Raw genomic sequence first — 18,343 nt, forward strand, 5'->3', positions numbered from 1 at the left:
ACAAAATTATATCATGTATCCATCGTGGTTACAAATATCCGGATTATTACTTTACCATCAAAAAAAGAAAGAAGCTTAACTACTTCTTTCTAAAACCATTTTAAGAGGCGCATGATGTGCATGTTCATCTTGACCTGACGGGAATAATAATAATTACCGCCGTTTATATAGAGCTCTGGACCATGGAAAATAGAGATCAGATTATAGTAGCCGTAGGTCTTGCCAGTTACATTTCCTAAGCTTGGCGCTACTACATCTTTTGAATATTTCTTAGCCAGCTCCAGCGTATTTTCACCACCATTTTTAGCGACATAGTCGATATAAGCTTGACCGAAATTATAGGCTTGTACTGCTGTCCAAACATCCACCTTTTTCTCGCTGGCCAACTCTAGGTTATCAGATAAGGTCTGGACGCCCTGGCGAATACTTTCTTTGTTGTCCGTGATGGCATTGGTCTGACCAGTCGCGCTTTCACTGGACTGCATGACATCAGTGTCTTTTCCCTTGGTCTCTGTATAAATCATGGCCAGTACCAATTCTTCATTGGCCGCTGTATCCTGCTCGTCCAGCACTTCTCTGACTAAGCTCTGATACTTCATGACCTGCTTGACATCATGATGAACCTGATAAATCTTGTAGCCGGCAAAGAGCACGAAAAGGACTAAAATCAGTCTTCTTAGAAATTTAAACATTATTTATTTTGGATATCCTCGATGTTCTTAATCAAAATAGAATAGGTCCCATTGTCGTTCTGGATAAACTCTACAGACTCTGCGTCCTGATAGACATTATTAGGAACGATGAGCTCAATTCCATTTGAAAGGGAGAGTTTCTGATTTTCGAACTTTTTCTTCTGGCGGCTGCTGTCAATCTCATCAAACTTGACTGGCTCAGGAATGGCTTCCTTGACTTGGTCAATAAAGGTAAGTCGGGCAGTCAGATTGCTGTCAAAAAGATCATCGGCCAGTTTCTCAGGCGACAGTTCGTCATTTTCTTCCAGATTTTTGAAAATACTGGATTTGACCTTGGATTGGAACTGAAAATCGTCTTTGTTAAAACTTTCAGCAACTTTTTGAGCAGTCTTTTCAAGTGCTTTGATTGATTTCTTAGCTGAGATTGTCGGATTGACCTGCAAGAGATTGTCTGACATATAATTGAGAAAGGCGCCGTTATACTTGATGCGTTTTTCAATCAGATGGTACTTGCGAGACTTGAGATTGATGACCAAAGCCTCGTCCGCACCCGTACCAAAGCCAGGCAGATTGTTCTGCGTCAGTTTGATAGGATTGTCCACCTCACCACCCAAGTGGGTTAGGGTTTCCCGCAGAGCAATCCGCAGAAAAGCGAAGTGCTCCACACCTTCTTTGTCAAACTGGACAAAAATCAGATCGTTGGTTTTCTGGTTTTCACTGACAGAAAACTCCTCCTGCCAGAGCTTGGCAACTGTCACTGATGTTTCCAGTAGGTCGTCTGAAAGCTGGGCTAAAAAGACGTTTTCGGGATCGAAAACACCTGTTTTAGCATCGTCAGAGTAGACCCGCTCAATCTTCTTGCGCAGGTATTCTTCAATCTTGGGAGTAATGTTGAGAAACTTATCCGCCAGCAGCAGTTCGGTATCAGCTGGGCTGAATTGATGAATAATCGCTTTTTTTACGTAAATATCCATCTTAGTTCAAGCCCTCATAGAGTGGAAAAGCGTCCGTCAATTTGCGAACTTCCGCCCGCACTTGATTCAGCACCGCTTCGTTTTCAGCGTTTTCCAGAGCCTTGATAATGAGCTCGGCTACCTTGATGCTTTCCGTTACACCAAAGCCTCGAGCTGCAATAGCTGCTGTACCGATACGAATTCCGCTAGTCTTAAATGGTGACAAAGTCTCGTAAGGGATGGAGTTTTTATTAAGGGTAATATTAACCTCATCCAAGAGATTTTGCGCTACTTTCCCATTTTCTACAACCTTAGTGACATCCACCAAGAAAAGATGATTTTCAGTACCGTCAGAAATCACACGGAACTTGTCATGTTGACGAAAGACATGAGCCATAGCTTGGGCATTATCCAAAATCTGCTGGGCATAAAGCTTGAAAGCTGGATCAAGTACTTCTTTAAAGGCAACCGCTTTGGCTGCAATAACGTGCTCTAATGGTCCGCCTTGAATGCCTGGGAAGATAGCTGAGTTGATTTTCTTAGCTAATTCTTCATCGTTTGTCAAAATCAAGCCACCGCGAGGCCCGCGCAAGGTCTTGTGGGTCGTCGTGGTTGTGATATCCGCGTAAGGCACAGGGCTAGGATGGAGACCTGCAGCAACCAAACCAGCGATGTGAGCCATGTCAACCATAAGCTTGGCACCTACAGCGTCAGCGATTTCACGGAATTTTGAAAAGTCGATGATATGAGAATAGGCTGAAGCACCTGCCACAATCAGCTTAGGCTGAACCTCTTTGGCTTGCTGGAGGATGGCATCAAAGTCCAACAATTCTGTTTCGGGATCAACACTATAGGATACAAAATTATAGGTTTGACCAGAAAAGCTGACTGATGCACCATGAGTCAAGTGGCCGCCAGCAGACAGATCCATGCCCATAACTGTATCGCCTGGCTCAATCAAAGCCATATAAGCAGCGCAATTAGCCTGGCTACCTGAGTGAGGCTGAACATTAGCAAACTTGGCACCAAAAATTTCCTTGGCACGCTCAATTGCAAGACTCTCAATCACATCCACTACATCTGTCCCACCATAGTAACGGCGACCTGGGTAGCCTTCAGCGTACTTATTGGTCAAAATAGAACCTTGAGCTGCCATGACAGCTTTAGAAACGACATTTTCTGAAGCAATCAGCTCAATATTATGCTGCTGACGTTCTTCTTCTTTAGCAACTGCTTCCCAAATCTCTGGGTCAAATGCTTTGTAGTCTTCTTGGTCAAAAATCATAAGGTGTCTCCCTTCTTTTGCGAAAATAGGACCTTAGGTCCTAAAGTTAAAAATTTATATCATTTACTTGGACGAGAATATCCTCGCGCGTGATTGCCCCTTGGCGTAAAATAAGTGCCTTTTCTCCAGACAAGTCTAGAATAGTTGAATCCTGACCTGTCAAAGCAGCATCATCTTCTACTCCCGAGACCTCCTCTTGAAAATCCATCATAATCTGCTGGAAAGAAGTTCCACTGGCTTTTCCAGAAAGATTGGCGGATGGACCAATCAAGGGACCATACTTCCGAATCAAGTCCAGCGTAACTGGATGCTTAGGAATCCGAAAACCCACGGTTTCCATACCTGAGTTTATCCAAGCTGGCACTCGGTCATTGGCTTGAAGGATAATAGTCAGCGGTCCAGGCAGAAAGGTTTGATAGAGTTGATTCAGATAACTGGGCTGATTCTTAGAAAAAGCATAAATCTCTTCCAAGCTAGCCACATTGAGATTAAGAGCCTTGTCACGGGGTCTTCGTTTTAATTCATAGACTCGCTCAACCGCCTCTTCATTCAAAGCCTGGGCAAAGAGGCCATAAACAGTTTCGGTGGGCAGGACAACTGCTCCGCCTGCTGCCAGAGTCTTTTCTATCTTATCCATTGTCAACCGCCACCATTCTATCTTTGCCAAATTGATCTTTCAGGACTCGGATTCGTTTTTGAGGGAAGTTTTTTTCCAGCAACTCCCTGACACCGTCTCCTTGCTTGTGACCAATTTCCAGATAGATTTTTCCTTTTTTTGTCAGATAGTCTCCTGCCTGCTCGGCTATTTTCCGATAGACGGCATAGCCATCTTCCTCAGCAAAGAGGGCCATGTGAGGTTCTGAGGTCAGAACGTTAAGTCCAACTTCATTCTTATCCGCTTCTGAAATATAGGGCGGGTTAGAGACGATAATGTCAAATTTCCCACTAATAGCATCCAAGCAATCAGATTGGACAAAAGTAAGGTTAAGTCCGCAGGACTGAGCGTTTTCTTCTGCCAAGGCAAGAGCATCGCCCGAGAGATCAGAAGCAGTAATCTGCCAGTCCAAACGGCTGTTTGCCAGTGCCAAAGCAATGGCTCCGCTACCCGTTCCGATATCCAAGACAGACAGAGAACTTTCAGGATTTTCTGACAAAATCAGCTCCACCAGCTCCTCCGTCTCAGGTCTTGGAATCAGAACTCGCTCGTCCACCTTGAGAGTCAGGCCGTGAAAGTCACTGCTGCCAATGATATACTGAGCCGGCTTATGGGCAAGCAGCTGCTCTTGAATTGCTTTTAGCTGTTTATGGTCTTCCTGTCTGACTTCTGTGCGAAGTTTGAGAACAAAGTCGGTAAAGGAGAGCCCCTTGAGAGCCCGATAAACGAAAGACAGGCTTTCTGCTTCTTCTCCTGCTGCTACTAGCTCCTGCTCTAGCTCCGCCAAATATTGAGCTAGCATCATTATTTATTCAGCTCTTCTAGTTTTTGCGTTTGGTCATAGAGAACCAGAGCGTCAACGACTTCATCCAGTTTGCCAGCTAAAATCGTGTCCAGCTTTTGCAAGGTCAAGCCGATACGGTGATCTGTCACTCGATTTTGCGGAAAATTATAGGTGCGAATCCGCTCTGAGCGATCACCTGTACCAATTGTGGACTTGCGCTCTGCATCCTGCTCATCTTGAGCGATTTGAGCAAAGTGGTCTGCTACACGAGCTCGGATGATTTTCATAGCCTTATCCCGGTTCTTCTGCTGAGTACGCTCTTCCTGCATTTCAACCTTGATATTGGTAGGCAGATGGACGATACGAACAGCAGTTGCAACCTTATTGACGTTCTGTCCGCCAGCACCAGATGCATGGTAGATGTCAACGCGCAGATCTTTAGGATCAATGTCGTATTCTACTTCTTCGATTTCTGGCATAACCAAGACAGTTGCTGTGGAAGTATGAACGCGACCTTGGCTTTCTGTTACAGGAACCCGCTGTACGCGGTGAGCACCTGATTCATACTTAAGCTTTGAGTAGACCGACTGACCCGAAACCATAGCGACTACTTCCTTGATCCCGCCTACACCATTATAAGAAGCCTCCATGACTTCGAAGCGCCAGCCTTGGCTTTCAGCATATTTTTGATACATCTGCAAGAGGTCACCAGCAAACAACTGCGCTTCGTCTCCTCCCGCAGCCCCGCGGATTTCAAGGATAATATTCTTATCATCGTTTGGATCCTTCGGTAAAAGGAGGATTTTTAGTTTTTCCTCGTATTCCTCTTTTTCAGCCTTGGCATCTTTAAGCTCTTGCTTAGCCATTTCTTCCAAGTCAGCATCACCAGAGGCGTCTTTTATCATTTCTTCAGCGTCTGTGATGTTTTGCAGGACTTTTTTATACTCACGGTAAGCTGTCACTGTATAGCGGGTGCTGGCTTCTTCCTTAGAAAGCTCCATAAAACGCTTGGTATCGCTGACCACATCCGGGTCGCTTAAGAGTTCACCAAGTTCTTCGTAGCGATCTTCAACTGCCTGTAACTGTTCATAGATGTTCATAGATTTTTCATCATCTCCTTTATTTCTATCATTGGATTACTTAATATCGGGGTTAAAATAGTGCTTGCGGCAAACTGAAATATAGGTCTCGTGGCCGCCAATTTTAATCTGCTCACCATCATAAACTGGTTTTCCGTTATCAGTTCGTAAAACCATGGTAGCCTTGCGAGAGCAGTATTGGCAAATCGTTTTAATCTCCTCAATCTTGTCAGCCAAGAGCAAGAGGTGCTTGGAGCCTTCAAAAAGTTCATTGCGAAAATCATTTTTCAGACCAAAAGCCATAACGGGAACATCCAGCTCATCCACCACTCTAGCCAAATCATAGACATGATGGCGTTTCAAGAACTGAGCCTCATCGATCAAAACGCAATAAGGCTTTTCAGGCAGCTGCTGGATATAGCCAAAAATATCCGTCTGGTCTTCAATAGCTATAGCATTCCGCTTCATGCCGATGCGACTAGAAACAACACCAAAGCCGTCGCGGGTGTCAACAGCCGAGGTCATGATAACCACGCTCTTGCCTTGTTCTTCATAATTGTGGGCCACTTTTAAAATTTCAATAGTCTTGCCCGAATTCATCGTGCCATATTTGTAGTATAACTGAGCCATAATTTAAATCTTTGCTAATTCACTATCTCCATTTTTACTTCACATTATTTTACCATAATTCACTACTCTTTAAAACCTCATTTGTGATAAAATAATAATAACGAAATAAAGGAGGCAGAAAATATGCCATTTGTTAGAATTGATTTATTTGAAGGTCGTACTCTGGAGCAGAAAAAAGCTCTTGCTAAGGAAGTAACTGAAGCTGTTGTCAGAAATACTGGCGCACCTCAGTCTGCTGTCCATGTCATCATTAACGACATGCCAGAAGGAACCTACTTCCCACAAGGTCAAATGCGGGAAAAATAAAAAAGACAAGCCAGCGGTTTATGGAGATATAAACTGCTGGCTTTTTTCTATGAATGATTCCTACTGTTATCTCTTATATTCTCAAATTCTTTAATTAATTTTTGATACCAATAAAAACTATCTTTTCGAATCCGCTCTAGACTACCTCCTTCTTCCTCATCACGGTCTACATAAACAAATCCATAACGCTTGCCATAGCCGTTGAGCCATGAAAGTAAATCTGTGAAAGACCATGTACAATAGCCGATGACTTGGCAACCATCTTCTATGGCGTCTTGTACTGCTGTAATATGCTTATCAAGATATTCAATCCGATATGGGTCATGAATCTTTCTATCTTCAGTTAAGGTATCATACTCTCCTAGTCCATTTTCAGTTATCATAATCGGAATGTCATATCTACTGGTAATCCGCCGTAAAGCAATTCGCAAACCAATTGGATCTATTTCCCACTCCCAGCTAGTACGCTCTAAGTGTTCGTTTGGCACATGCTTAAACTGGTCCGGTTCTCCAACTTCAGCATTCGGTACATTAGCAGCAAAAGTATGGGATTGGTAATAGTTGACGCCTACGAAATCTGGACGGCCTGCTTTTAAAATATCTAAATCACCTTCTCGGATATCTAATTCTATACCGAATTGATTTTTCAAATAAGCTATAGCTGTCTTTGGATAACGTCCCAATAAATAAGCATCCATCCAATACCAAACATTGACATCCAAAGATTTCTCCATGGCTAGAACATTTTCTGGCCTATTATCCAGAGCATAGAGGACAGGAAAAGCAAAGCTTGGACCGATTTGACCTTTTATTTTCAAATCATGGAATCGTTTGATAATCGTTGCATTAGCCAAGTTGACAATGTGATTTACCTGATGCATTAACTGAATATTTTTGATTCCTGGTGGAAAATGACCATCCCGATAGCCTAGTCCAACAAAGACATTTTGCTCGTTAAGTCCAATCCAATATTTCACTCTATCTCCAAAGTTTTTGAAGAGAACCTCTGCATAATACAGGAAATCGTCGATTATCTTTCTGGATTCCCAACCGCCGTACTCATCTTGCAGTACTTGAGGTAAATCCCAGTGATAGATTGTGATAATGGGTTCAATATTATATTTGAGAAGTTCATCAATCAGATTTGAATAAAATTCAATCCCTTTCTGATTGACCTCTCCTCGTCCCTCAGGCAAAATACGGGTCCAAGCAATAGAAAAACGATAAGCTTTCAGCCCCATTTCTGCCATCAGTTTAACATCTTCTTTATAGTGATGATAATGATCCACTGCCACGTCGCCAGTTGTGTTTTTAAAAGTCCTATTAGGCTGGCGAACAAAGACGTCCCAGATAGACAGACTCTTACCATCTTCATCCCAAGCTCCTTCAACTTGATAGGCAGCTGAAGCCGATCCCCAGAGAAAGTCTCTGGAAAATTTTGTTACATCAATCAAGCTGCTGCACCTCCTTTGGCTTCTATTGCTTCCGCTTCAGCTTCTTGCTTAACCAATTGCTCTTCGTATTTCTTGAAGAATGGATAGTAGATTAACATAGCTGGTAAAATCAAGATATAGTCCCAAACGAAGTTTTGCCAACGAAGGGTTGTCAAGTAGTTGCTGAATCCCATTGGCAACTGTGCACTAACCACTATCCAAGCAGGAATAATAAAGCCTGTTTGGTAAGCAAAATAAGTCAAGATCATCATAATTGGCACATTGAGTACATAAGGGATGCAAAGAATTGGGTTGAACATAATTGGCATACCAAATGTTACCGGCTCATTGATACCAAACCACCCAGGAATGAGCGAAATCTTAGAAACGGCACTAATTTGTTTGGATTTTGAGCGCAAGCCCATCAGGACCAGGGCCCAGGTATTTCCTGTACCACCAACTAAAGCCATGGAAGTGTAGAGTAAGACTGGGAAGAATTGCATTGGCTGACCGTTCGCATGAAGAGCAGCATTGGTCGTTGCCGCTTGAATCCCAAGTGGAGAAATGATTGGAATAATGATGAGGGTACCATGAATACCGAAGCACCAAAGAACCAGCGCTAACATACAAAGCATGACAATACCTGGAACAGATGATACAGCGCCAAGCGGTGCCCGTAAGAGAGCCATAAAACCAGACGGAACGTTGTAAGCTCCTGCTGTCAAAGCACCAATACCAACATTCAGTAAGAGAAAGAGAGTAATGGAGAAAAATACTGGCAAAATAGAACCAAAACTATCTTGAAGAAATTGCGGCACTACATCTGGCATCTTAATTTTAATATCTTTTTCATAGCAGAATTTTTCAATCTGTACGACTACAAAGACGATAAAGAAGCTGATGAACATACCTTGTGACCCAAGATAGTCTAATTGTAGTCCGGAGAATTTTTCAGTATCAACAAAAGCTCCTGCTACCAGCATGAAAGTAACTGCTGTATCAACCGCGGCCATAATAGGAGATTTCAATTTCAAATTCTTAGCATAATGATAAGCAAAGAAGATAGCAACCCAGATAGAAATAAAATCCATCGAATAGCGGAAAGGCAAGGTCAATGTATTATACACTGCATCCCCAGTTTTGAACCAGCCTAAAGCTGTTTCATTTCCAATTGCAGCCAAGACTTGAAATAAGGAACCCACGGTAATCAATCCCAAGAGAGATCCTAATCCAGCTTGTAAAGACTGTATAAACACATTGTTGGCCAGTTTATAACCAATTTCCTGAAGTTTGGTCATAAATTTACTGTTAAAGAATTTTTCCATTAGAAAAACCTCCTTAAGATATTGCTTTAATTAATTGAAAGATATTCTTACAATCTCCCATTGCATAATCCATGGCTGGAATGGTGGCAACAGGTTTTGATACTGTCTCTTTGACCGAATCAAGTTTATAAGAGACCTGAGGGCCTAATAAAATCACATCATAATCCTGAGCATAATCTTGATAGTCCATCAATCCGACCGCTTTGATATCGAGGTCAATACCTTGGTCATTTGCATATTGCTCCATTTTTTTCATCAGGATGCTCGTGGACATACCAGCCGCACATATTAATAAGATTTTCATTGTCTTTCTCCTTCTCGATTGGAATACAGCTCAATCATCTCAGTGATAAGGTCAATGGCCAAAAGACTGGTCATAAAATGGTCTTGCGCATGAACAAGCAGTATACTCAACTGATGACCGTTTCCTTGTGCTTCTTCCTGCAATAAATCTGTTTGGGAATGATGGGCCTTTAAAATAACACTATTTGCCTCATCCATTAATTCCTTAGCTGCATCAAATTCTGCTAGTTTTGCTTTTTTAAGTGCTTCAAAAGCTAAGGATCGGGCTGCACCAGAATTGGCAATTAAGGACATGGCAATAATCTCCGCTGAACTATTCCATTCTTCCATACAAGCTCCTCCTTTCCAGTTGACTTCTTACCCACAGTTTACTATAGCTCTATTCCACTGTCAAAAACGTTTACATTTTCTTGATATACAGTTTTCTATCTTAGTGTATCCATTTTCAAATGCCATTCATACTCAATTTGTTATTAAAAATTTACAGCGATAGTTTCTTGCGTGCTTTACCACTGGCACTCGCTATTTTTAAATAGTTCCCTTAATATATTTTAGAACCTATCGTAAAATTAGTGTATAAAAAATAATCGTTTTTTATGATAATGTATAACACGAAGCTAAAGAGTATAAAAAAGCGCTAAAAACCGTCTCATTTCCCTAAAGGGGTTACTTTCCACAAGGGCTTATTATATACTTAATTTATGAAGATTATTAGAGAACTCCAAGTCACTTCAGACGAATTTTATGACTTCTTGGAAAGCGAGTTTCTGAATCAAATCAATCAAGCTGACAATCAAACAAAAAAGATAGATAGGTTAAAGAAAGGACTTCGTTACTCAAAATTGTCAGACAATGTCTATACTAAGACTGATTATGAGATTCTGGACTATCATCGCCATGAAACCTACGTCATTCAAATCTCGTCCCACAGTGAAAAAACGATTACTTCCTACAAGACCAAGCCTTGCGCAAAAGGGCTAGAAGTTACACTAGAACAAGAACAAAATAAATTGACAAAAAATTCAAAAAGCAAGCTCATCAAGTGGATGGGAGAGCTACTCTACTTTGGTCGTCTTTCGGAAAATCTTTATAAGATTCAAGGCGAAATCGAGAAGACTAGAAAAGAGAAAACTCAGTAACAGGCAAATCCGATTCATACCTTCTTTTTGCGCCCAGATTTATGACTTGCAGATATTCAGATAGTTCAAGGAGTAGATTATGAAACAAGGCATCACACCTCAATATTGGAAACAAGAAAACAGCGGTCGCTATTTCACTAAAGAAACTCAAATATTCAGCCCTCTGCCTATTTTAACCGACACTTTACTGGCTCATCCAAAAGCAAGAAATGATGGCCAGCTGGCTTTCCCTGCTATTCATTTCATAGAAGGGATTTCCCGAGAAGTCGGACAAGAGGTCATGCAGTCCTTTTCACTTCCCTATCCATCCAACCCTGAAGCGCACATCGTAAAGATTGCTCAAGACGGCATTTTCGTTTATGCCTTGTCCCAACGCGGCTTATTTTATGGGGCAATTTCAATTATTCAAATGTTGCAGGATGGCTACTTGCCTTATGGCTTGGCCTACGACGAACCTGTTTGTTCCGAGCGTGGTCTCAAGGTCTTTTTACCGTCTCGTAAGAATATGGATTTCTTCAAGCAATTTGTGGATATGCTTGCTTTTTTCAAGTACAATACGATTATGATTGAAATCGGCGGTGCTATGGAATATAAAAAACACCCTGAAATTAATCAAGAGTGGATTAAATATTGTGCTGATATGGCTGAATACTCTGGCAAGACCAAAGAAATCCAAGACTATACCTTCCCTTGGTACAAGAATGCCATTCACATGGAGAATGGTGATGGGGAGTTTCTAAGTCAAAATGATGTGAAAGATCTAATCCTCTACTGTAAGGAACGATTTTTTGAGGTGATTCCTGAAGTGCCATCCCTCGGTCACTGCGATTATTTGATGCTTGGCCACCCTGAAATCGCAGAAATCCCTGAGGATCCTTATCCGGACACTTACTGCCCATCAAATCCTGCCTCTTATGAACTCCTCTTTGATGTTCTGGATGAAATCATTGAGGTCTTTGAACCTGAAGTCATCAATATCGGGCATGATGAATACTATTCAATTGCCATGTGTGAGCGCTGCAAAGGGAAGGCTGGAGCTGATATCTTTGCAGAGGACATTATCAAGATTTATGACCACCTCAAGCAGAAAAATATCCGAACCATGATTTGGGGAGACAAGTTACTAAAAAACGCTATCGTTCCTGATGCAGGGCCTTTTGGTGGAGCAGAAATCATCATGTACACTCCCCAGTTCAAAAAAGATACAGGCACAAAAGTTGGCATTATGCCGGCAACCTGGCAGGCCATTCACCAGATTCCCAAAGATGTCGAAATTCTCCATTGGCTCTGGAGTTTGGATGAAAAACTGGAAGATGAAGTTTTAGAAGAAGGCTTTAGCATCCGTTATGGTAATTTTGAAGGCTACCTCTTTCCGCATTGGGCTGAGCATTTGAAGAAGGGGAGCAAGGGAGCTATCATCTCCAACTGGAGCACTTTAAATGAGGTAATCCTGCAGAGAAATGTCATTTTCTTCGGCTTGGCCTATGCTTACGAGATGTTTTGGAATCATGACTATCGTGATGAAGACTATGCGACTATCCGTGATAAAACCTTATCATATCTCTTCCATTACCACTATCCTGACCTGCAAAACCACTCGCGCAGCCTTGAAACACTAGCGCATCCTAGCTGGATTGAAATTGGCTATGCTACTGACTATTTTGTGGAATACCAATGGTTTGTGGACGGTGTCTTCCCCGAAATGGAAACCTATCAAATCGGAAATATCCTACTAACCTATACTGATCAAACCGAGTTCACTGTTCCAATTATCTTTGGAGAAAACATTGGCAAAACAAGTGTTGAATGGGATCGGTCTACCAATACCAACCCTCTACCTGGCGAACCCATCTATAAGGTAGATGAGCAATTATTTGAAGTCTCGCTTAGCACCAAACCTTATCAAAAAGAGCAACAAACTTTCTTTGCATTTCCTATTCAAAACCCTTATCCTGAAAAGGAATTGAAGAATGTAGAGGTTCAAACAGAAGCTGACAAAGATTGTCAAATTTTTGTTGATCAAATTGCCTATTATCACTAAACTTGAGGCTTATTTCAAGCTATCAGATAGAAATAGCGAAATTTATGAGGAATCAGAATCATCCAATTCAAAAAAAGCAGAAACTTTCTAGATATCAGGTTACTAGACATACTGATTGCTTATCCTATTTGAAACGAAAGGAGGTGGGAGAGTGAGTGAAAAGAAAACATTTCTGAAACAATTCTTACGTCTCAGTCTACCGTTTTCTCTTCAATTTCTACTGGCTAGCGCTGTCAATCTAGCTGATGTTGTCATGATTGGACAGCTAGGGGAAAAACAAATCGCAGCTGCTGGTGCTGCCAACCAGATTTTCTTTCTCTTGACTATTGTACAGTTTGGTATTGGTAGCGGAGCTTCTGTCTTCATGGCCCAATACTGGGGAGCCCAGCGAATTGCTGATATGAGAAAAACCTTGGGATTAGTCTATATGCTGAGCGGGCTCATCTCCGCTTCCTTTACTTTAGTCGCTTTACTTTTTCCCAAGCAACTGATTGGTTTTTATATTCATGATACCGAAGCTATTCAGTTGGGCGCCCAGTACTTATCTATCGTCTCCTGGACCTACCTGATGACAGCTATTACAACTTCTCTGGCTACTATGTGTCGGTGCAGTAATGAAGTTTTCTTACCAACTCTTGCTAGCCTCCTATCCATGGCGACCAATATCATTGGCAATGCCGTCCTTATTTTTGGATTGATTGGGTTTCCTAAACTTGGACTGGTTGGTGCCGCTATTGCTACCTTTATGGCTCGATTGCTAGAGCTTTGCTGGTTAGTCTTTGGTGTCTATCGAACAAGGATGGCTGGAGCCGCTAGCATAGCTGAACTCTTTGCTTTCCACAAAGACTTCGTTTATCAATTTTTGAAAAAAACCTTGCCAGTCGTCTTCAATGAAGGAGCCTGGTCTCTTGGAACATCAATTGGCTTGGCTATTATCGGATTATTAGGTACTGAAGTGGTGGCCTCTACCCAGATTGCTAGCGCCATTGCCCAAATTGGCTTTGTCTTTGTACGCGGTGCGGGAAATGCCGTAGCTGTTATGCTAGGCAATACCATTGGAGAGAATCAAGTAGAAAAAGCCTTACAAGATGCCAAGCGCTTCTTACTTCTATTACCTCTCATCGGGCTCATCGTCAGCATCCTACTCATCTGGGCCATGCCTTTAGCCCTGAAACTCTACAACTTAAGCAATCAGACAGAGCAGCTAACCATCTTGATGATTCAATTAAATGCCCTGTTGTTTATCCCGAAAGCTTTTAGTGTTGTTTTAATCGTCGGGATTTTACGTAGCGGAGGCGATACCAACTATGCCTGCCTGCTAGATATTTTACCTGTCTGGCTCTTCAGCATTCCACTTGGCTATGTCCTGGTTAGCTTGCAGGCTCCCATTTGGCTAATCTTTCTTGTGATAAATGGCGAAGATATTCTCAAACCAATCTGGGGAATCCCTCGTGTTTTCTCAGGAAAATGGCTGCATAATCTTGTGCACGAGCGCATGTAAAAAAGCATCTAAATCACAACATTACCACAGAAATCGGAAGTGTAAATCCCGACTAAAAAGGGTAATGAGAGTTAGGTGCTTTTTTATTGGTTTGCTACTCTAACATACAATTTTATAACTTGCGCAGCATCTGAATTAAAACACTAATCTCTGCGTCATCTATAAGAATCTTAAAGCTTCGCTCCACTGTTCGGATGATTTTCCTAACATGCTTATAGTCATCAGGGAATTTTTCGATAACACCAGCAATTTCTTTACTGCCCTTCTTCAGGCATTCTCCTGAAAGGGTTCGCTCCACCAGACACGCAATATGGACAAACAAACCTATTGTTTGTTCCTCTGTCAGCTGATAATAAAAATCAAATTCATCTAAAATAGCAGGAAGAATCTTTTTAATCTTAGCTAAGGAAGTATAGACAAATTGCTCTTCTAAAAATTGGTAAACTTTCTCATAATCGTAGCTATTGACAGAGGTCGGTAAAAACATCAATAACTTATCTAGGTGCTCCTTGGGCTGCTCAAAAACATCTTTAATGGAAATGAAAGGGATACCCATAATTTGGGGGTCGAAAGTTCCAACAAAAGCATGGACTTGATAGGTCTTTCTTAAAGCCATCACTTCCTCAATCAACATCTCCTTATTGGCAACTGACAAAGCAATGACACGGTAACCCAACTTTGAATACTGATCAAGATAGTGCTTTAGCTGAAGAGAACCGCCCTCGCTAGTATAACAGAGTGTAATGATGATTTTTTCCTGGTCCCTATTTTTATACAGCTGATTCATTTCCATATGAAAAGCGTGAAAGACACTGTCAATATCATTTTCTATCAAACAACGCCGTGCAATCCCCATGCCAATCATAGTAATGGGAATTTCAAATTCTCTGATTTTAATCAGAGTTTCTTCTCGAATTTTATCCAGCATTTCTTTAATCGATCCCATATCATAGAGGACAATGAGCCCTAAACCTTGGTCTAGCTCCTCAATTTGCTCTTTTAATTTACGATAGCTTTCCTCTAGAGATTCTTCTAATAGAATATCAAAGCCATACACTTGGCTATTTTTAGTCAGCATCTTGGTTGACTCAGCCAAGGACTTGGCAACTCCTTTACCATGCAGAACGTAGAGCAAGATAGGTCGTAGACTATCTTGTTTCTTTTCGGATTCAATAATAAACATAGTGAGGATGACGATTTCATCTATCGGAACAGCTAGTTGAAATCTTGTTTCTAGCTGCCTAGCAAATTTAGAACATTGTGCATACTCTATTGGATAATCCCGAATCACTTTCACAATAGCATCATTATCCAACTGCCGATTTAAAGACCCTTTCTGCTTAAGCATCGCATTGACATGAAGGCTGATGCCGTAATATGCCGTCGAATTAAGCTCTATATTGAGTTCTTTTTGAACAGATAAAACAAAGGCTTGTACCAACTGGATTACTTCAGCAGAAACAATCGTCTCAAGCTGATTAAGATTTTCCAACTCATCTTCTTTCTTAACAAAAGGTTTGTATTCAATATAGCTTTGAATATAGTTTCTCACTGCCTCAAAAACATCATCCTGCTCAATGCCTCTTTCTGATAACTGAGAATATTCTGATTTAATTTTGTTATATAAATCATCCGACTCTTGCTCTGGAAAATCCAGCAATCCCAACTCCTTATCATAAATCAGCACCTTACGTTTGCCAATCAATTCATCGATTTTAACTACATTATGACTACCTAAATGCCGAATTCCTTGATAAGGAATGGGCAAATCGTCATTACTGAGCGTTAAATCTTTTAGCTCTGACCTCAGACTTCTTACAAAAGCATTGGCACAAGCAGTTCGAACTGCATATTCTAATTCTTTTATATTGCTAATATTCGCTGATAGGATGAAGGAATGAGTGACATCACGCGGTACTTGAATATCATGCGCAGAATTCTTTGATTCGATAGCTAAAAAGTAATTTAGTAACTCTAGCTTTTCACTAATCGGTCTATTCGGATAAGAAGGCAGCTGGATTACAACAGGAAGTTTATTGGATAAATGTTCAGATAGCTTAGCATTACTTCCGATAATTACCAAACCTTTCTTCTGACGTCTCTTTTGTTCTCCTTCTCTGTGATTCAGCCAGGAAATCAATCTATTTTGATCCGCCGAAGATAGAACTTGTATGTTATCTATAAATAAAATTCCTTCTGCCACTTTCTCAAATACAGACTTCGTCGCTTCTGAGCCAAATAACAACTTCAGCAAATCATCCAGAACATCAATATAGTCTAAGCAGTTAATTTTTTCAAACAACTGAGGCTTACTAATCGCTTGATTGTGAATGGCAAACTCCATCATTTTATTAACGAAGTGAGTTCTACCAGCACCGACCTCGGATAAAATAAGTACAGGAAGGGCATAATTGGGGTATAAAATAGCTGCCTGTGCTAACTGGATGGCTGTTCGCAGGCTGCCATTTTCACCTATAATGCTTGGAAAATCCAAAGGATTTTCTACAAATACCTCTTTTAATTGGTATTGAACTGGCCGTGTATTTCCTTTAACGAGTATCCCCTCTTTTACCAATTGATTCAAAATAGTGCTCACATTTGAGCGTTGCATTCCTAAAGCAGCAGCAATTACTTTCGTTTCAAGTCCTTGCTTATTATTCTTTAGTAGTTCTCGCTCTAGATATTCTAAGACTAGTGTTTTGGCAACCTTCATATTCTACCTCACTGATATTTTTCTCCCACTATCGTCATTCATTTTATCTTATACTGCAGCTTTATCCACCCACTTAGAGCCTTAGAGCTTACTCCCTATCATCCTGTCATTTCCTTATCAAACCTTTATAAATTTGAAGCAAGAGGATAACAGAATACATAAAGACCAACTGTTAATGAATGATATAAACAGCTGGCCTTTTTCTTTATCATTCAGGAATGAAATTCACCATTCATTCTTTTATCAGAAAACCAAGTCGTAAGGAGACTCCAATTTGTCCGCTAGACTGGCTAGAAACTCCGCTGCGGGCTGACCATCTACGACTTGATGGTCAAAAGTCAAGCTGAGCGGCAAGAATTTTTGCTCGTAGACCTGTCCTTGGCTGTCAAGAGCCAGCGCCGTTTGCAAGGCACCAACTCCTAAAATGCCTACTTCTGGTGTATTTAGGATAGGAGTGAAATACTCAATTCCTGCTCCCCCGAGATTGGTAATACTGAAGGTTGAACCTGAGTAAAGAGCTGGATCTAAAGTGCCTTTACGAGCTTGATTAGCCTCTGTTTTGATAGCTAAGCCCAAGTCAGCCAGCGTTAGCTTATCCACGTGACGAATGACTGGCACCACCAAACCATCACTGAGTGCCGTCGCAATACCGATGTGAATATCTTCTACTTCCTGATATTGACCATTGAAATACCAAGCATTGAGCTGAGGGTGATCTTTCAACGCCTTGGCAACAGCCTTTGTAAGCAGGGTCGTGATGCTGATTTCGCCATTTTCTAGTGGAGAAGCGACCTTATCCTTCATATCCTGTCTAAAGGCCATCAGCCGACTGATATCCACCTTACGATGCAAGGTCACCTGAGCAGATGTCTGGAGACTAGTCATCATCCGCTCTGCAATAGTCTTGCGCATACCTGTCAATCCTGCACCATAGTCAACTTGACCAGCATGCTGAAGGACTGCTGAGCTACTTTCAGGTGTTTGGTTTGGAAGCGCCTCTGGTTTATAGTTTTCCACATCCCGTCGGGTAATACGGCCATTGCCTCCCGTTCCTGAAATCAAGGAAATATCATATCCTTTTTCCTTAGCAATCTTGCGGGCAAGAGGAGTGATGAAAATACGTCCATGTTCACTGTTTCCGACAGAGTTGGAACTTGCTGTCGCAGTTTTTTCTGCTAGTTCAGGTTCTGCATCAGCGGCCTCTTGCTCACCTTCTGACTGGTTCGCAGAGGCTCCTTCTGCTTCCATACCTGGAATAGATTCTCCTTCTTCGCCAATCCATGCAATTACTTTCTTGCACGGGACAGTATCGCCCGCCTGACTGATAATTTTTAAAATCACTCCTGCGCTTGGTGCTTCTACATCGCTGGTCAATTTTTCAGAACTGATTTCCAAGACAGGCTGACCAGCAGCTACGGTGTCTCCTTCCTTGACCAGCCAGTTATTTATCAAACCTTCGGTCATTGTTAAGCCTAGCTTAGGCATTACAATTTCTGTAGCCATA

Annotated in this window: 17 protein-coding genes; 4 read left to right on the forward strand and 13 right to left on the reverse strand. The window is 41.6% G+C overall.

Translation table 11 applies throughout. The annotated features are described in order from the left end of the window. Positions 1 to 89: 89 nt before the first annotated feature. The 7 genes from K1I94_RS03130 to K1I94_RS03160 are packed head-to-tail and all read right to left on the reverse strand — an operon-like array spanning position 90 to position 6,078. Positions 90 to 692, reverse strand: coding sequence for a lysozyme family protein (locus K1I94_RS03130; protein ID WP_002897579.1), 603 nt, complete (start codon positions 690 to 692; stop codon positions 90 to 92). After that, on the reverse strand, positions 692 to 1,666 hold the full coding sequence (locus tag K1I94_RS03135; RefSeq protein ID WP_002897580.1) for a nucleoid-associated protein: 975 nt from the start codon (positions 1,664 to 1,666) through the stop codon (positions 692 to 694). Before K1I94_RS03135 ends, K1I94_RS03130 begins: the two co-directional genes overlap by 1 nt. 1 nt (position 1,667) lies before the next feature. After that, positions 1,668 to 2,930: a serine hydroxymethyltransferase gene (gene glyA / locus K1I94_RS03140; RefSeq protein WP_223314372.1), complete on the reverse strand. Its 1,263-nt coding sequence runs from the start codon at positions 2,928 to 2,930 to the stop codon at positions 1,668 to 1,670. Between the two features lie 46 nt (positions 2,931 to 2,976). Next, positions 2,977 to 3,567 carry an L-threonylcarbamoyladenylate synthase gene (locus tag K1I94_RS03145; protein WP_223314373.1) on the reverse strand — a complete coding sequence of 197 codons (591 nt, stop codon included), beginning with the start codon at positions 3,565 to 3,567 and terminating at the stop codon, positions 2,977 to 2,979. After that, a complete protein-coding gene (gene prmC, locus K1I94_RS03150) occupies positions 3,560 to 4,390 on the reverse strand; it encodes a peptide chain release factor N(5)-glutamine methyltransferase (protein WP_223314374.1) in 831 nt (276 codons plus the stop codon). Before prmC ends, K1I94_RS03145 begins: the two co-directional genes overlap by 8 nt. Beyond that, the gene (gene prfA / locus K1I94_RS03155; RefSeq protein ID WP_223314375.1) at positions 4,390 to 5,469 is read right to left on the reverse strand and encodes a peptide chain release factor 1; all 1,080 of its coding nucleotides are present in this window, start codon (positions 5,467 to 5,469) and stop codon (positions 4,390 to 4,392) included. The genes prmC and prfA overlap by 1 nt, the downstream gene beginning before the upstream one ends. Before the next feature lie 36 nt (positions 5,470 to 5,505). Continuing rightward, positions 5,506 to 6,078 (reverse strand): thymidine kinase, encoded by a 573-nt coding sequence (locus K1I94_RS03160; protein ID WP_002897586.1) that lies wholly within the window; start codon positions 6,076 to 6,078, stop codon positions 5,506 to 5,508. A 105-nt stretch (positions 6,079 to 6,183) separates the two neighbouring features. Between K1I94_RS03160 and K1I94_RS03165 the strand changes: the two genes are divergently transcribed. After that, positions 6,184 to 6,384, forward strand: coding sequence for a 4-oxalocrotonate tautomerase (locus tag K1I94_RS03165; protein WP_223310287.1), 201 nt, complete (start codon positions 6,184 to 6,186; stop codon positions 6,382 to 6,384). A gap of 47 nt (positions 6,385 to 6,431) precedes the next feature. On the opposite strand, the gene K1I94_RS03170 is transcribed toward K1I94_RS03165, so the two are convergent. From K1I94_RS03170 to K1I94_RS03185, 4 genes are read right to left on the reverse strand one after another with little or no spacing between them, the layout of a single operon-like run. After that, positions 6,432 to 7,838 carry a glycoside hydrolase family 1 protein gene (locus K1I94_RS03170; protein WP_223314376.1) on the reverse strand — a complete coding sequence of 469 codons (1,407 nt, stop codon included), beginning with the start codon at positions 7,836 to 7,838 and terminating at the stop codon, positions 6,432 to 6,434. After that, positions 7,835 to 9,142, reverse strand: coding sequence for a PTS sugar transporter subunit IIC (locus K1I94_RS03175; RefSeq protein ID WP_002924728.1), 1,308 nt, complete (start codon positions 9,140 to 9,142; stop codon positions 7,835 to 7,837). The genes K1I94_RS03170 and K1I94_RS03175 overlap by 4 nt, the downstream gene beginning before the upstream one ends. A 13-nt stretch (positions 9,143 to 9,155) precedes the next feature. After that, positions 9,156 to 9,446, reverse strand: coding sequence for a PTS sugar transporter subunit IIB (locus tag K1I94_RS03180; protein WP_002909758.1), 291 nt, complete (start codon positions 9,444 to 9,446; stop codon positions 9,156 to 9,158). Further along, positions 9,443 to 9,775, reverse strand: coding sequence for a PTS lactose/cellobiose transporter subunit IIA (locus tag K1I94_RS03185; protein ID WP_002895529.1), 333 nt, complete (start codon positions 9,773 to 9,775; stop codon positions 9,443 to 9,445). Before K1I94_RS03185 ends, K1I94_RS03180 begins: the two co-directional genes overlap by 4 nt. Positions 9,776 to 10,146: 371 nt before the next feature. Here K1I94_RS03185 and K1I94_RS03190 point away from each other — a divergent pair, with 371 nt between their 5' ends. The 3 genes from K1I94_RS03190 to K1I94_RS03200 all read left to right on the forward strand — a co-directional run bounded on the left by K1I94_RS03190 (position 10,147) and on the right by K1I94_RS03200 (position 14,126). Next, entirely contained in the window at positions 10,147 to 10,584 is a 438-nt protein-coding gene (locus K1I94_RS03190) for a DUF3284 domain-containing protein (RefSeq protein WP_223314377.1), read from the forward strand. Positions 10,585 to 10,663: 79 nt separating this feature from the next. Further along, a complete protein-coding gene (locus K1I94_RS03195) occupies positions 10,664 to 12,625 on the forward strand; it encodes a family 20 glycosylhydrolase (protein ID WP_223314378.1) in 1,962 nt (653 codons plus the stop codon). A 115-nt stretch (positions 12,626 to 12,740) separates the two neighbouring features. Further along, complete coding sequence (locus K1I94_RS03200; RefSeq protein WP_223314379.1) at positions 12,741 to 14,126, forward strand: MATE family efflux transporter; 1,386 nt, start codon at positions 12,741 to 12,743, stop codon at positions 14,124 to 14,126. Between the two features lie 112 nt (positions 14,127 to 14,238). Here K1I94_RS03200 and K1I94_RS03205 read toward each other — a convergent pair whose 3' ends face one another. Further along, positions 14,239 to 16,839 carry a PRD domain-containing protein gene (locus tag K1I94_RS03205; RefSeq protein ID WP_223314380.1) on the reverse strand — a complete coding sequence of 867 codons (2,601 nt, stop codon included), beginning with the start codon at positions 16,837 to 16,839 and terminating at the stop codon, positions 14,239 to 14,241. 243 nt (positions 16,840 to 17,082) lie between these two features. Beyond that, on the reverse strand, positions 17,083 to 18,342 hold the full coding sequence (locus tag K1I94_RS03210) for a dihydrolipoamide acetyltransferase family protein (RefSeq protein ID WP_223314381.1): 1,260 nt from the start codon (positions 18,340 to 18,342) through the stop codon (positions 17,083 to 17,085). Position 18,343 lies beyond the last annotated feature (1 nt).

This window comes from Streptococcus sanguinis (assembly GCF_019929145.1).
Taxonomy (GTDB): Bacteria; Bacillota; Bacilli; order Lactobacillales; family Streptococcaceae; genus Streptococcus; species Streptococcus sanguinis_U.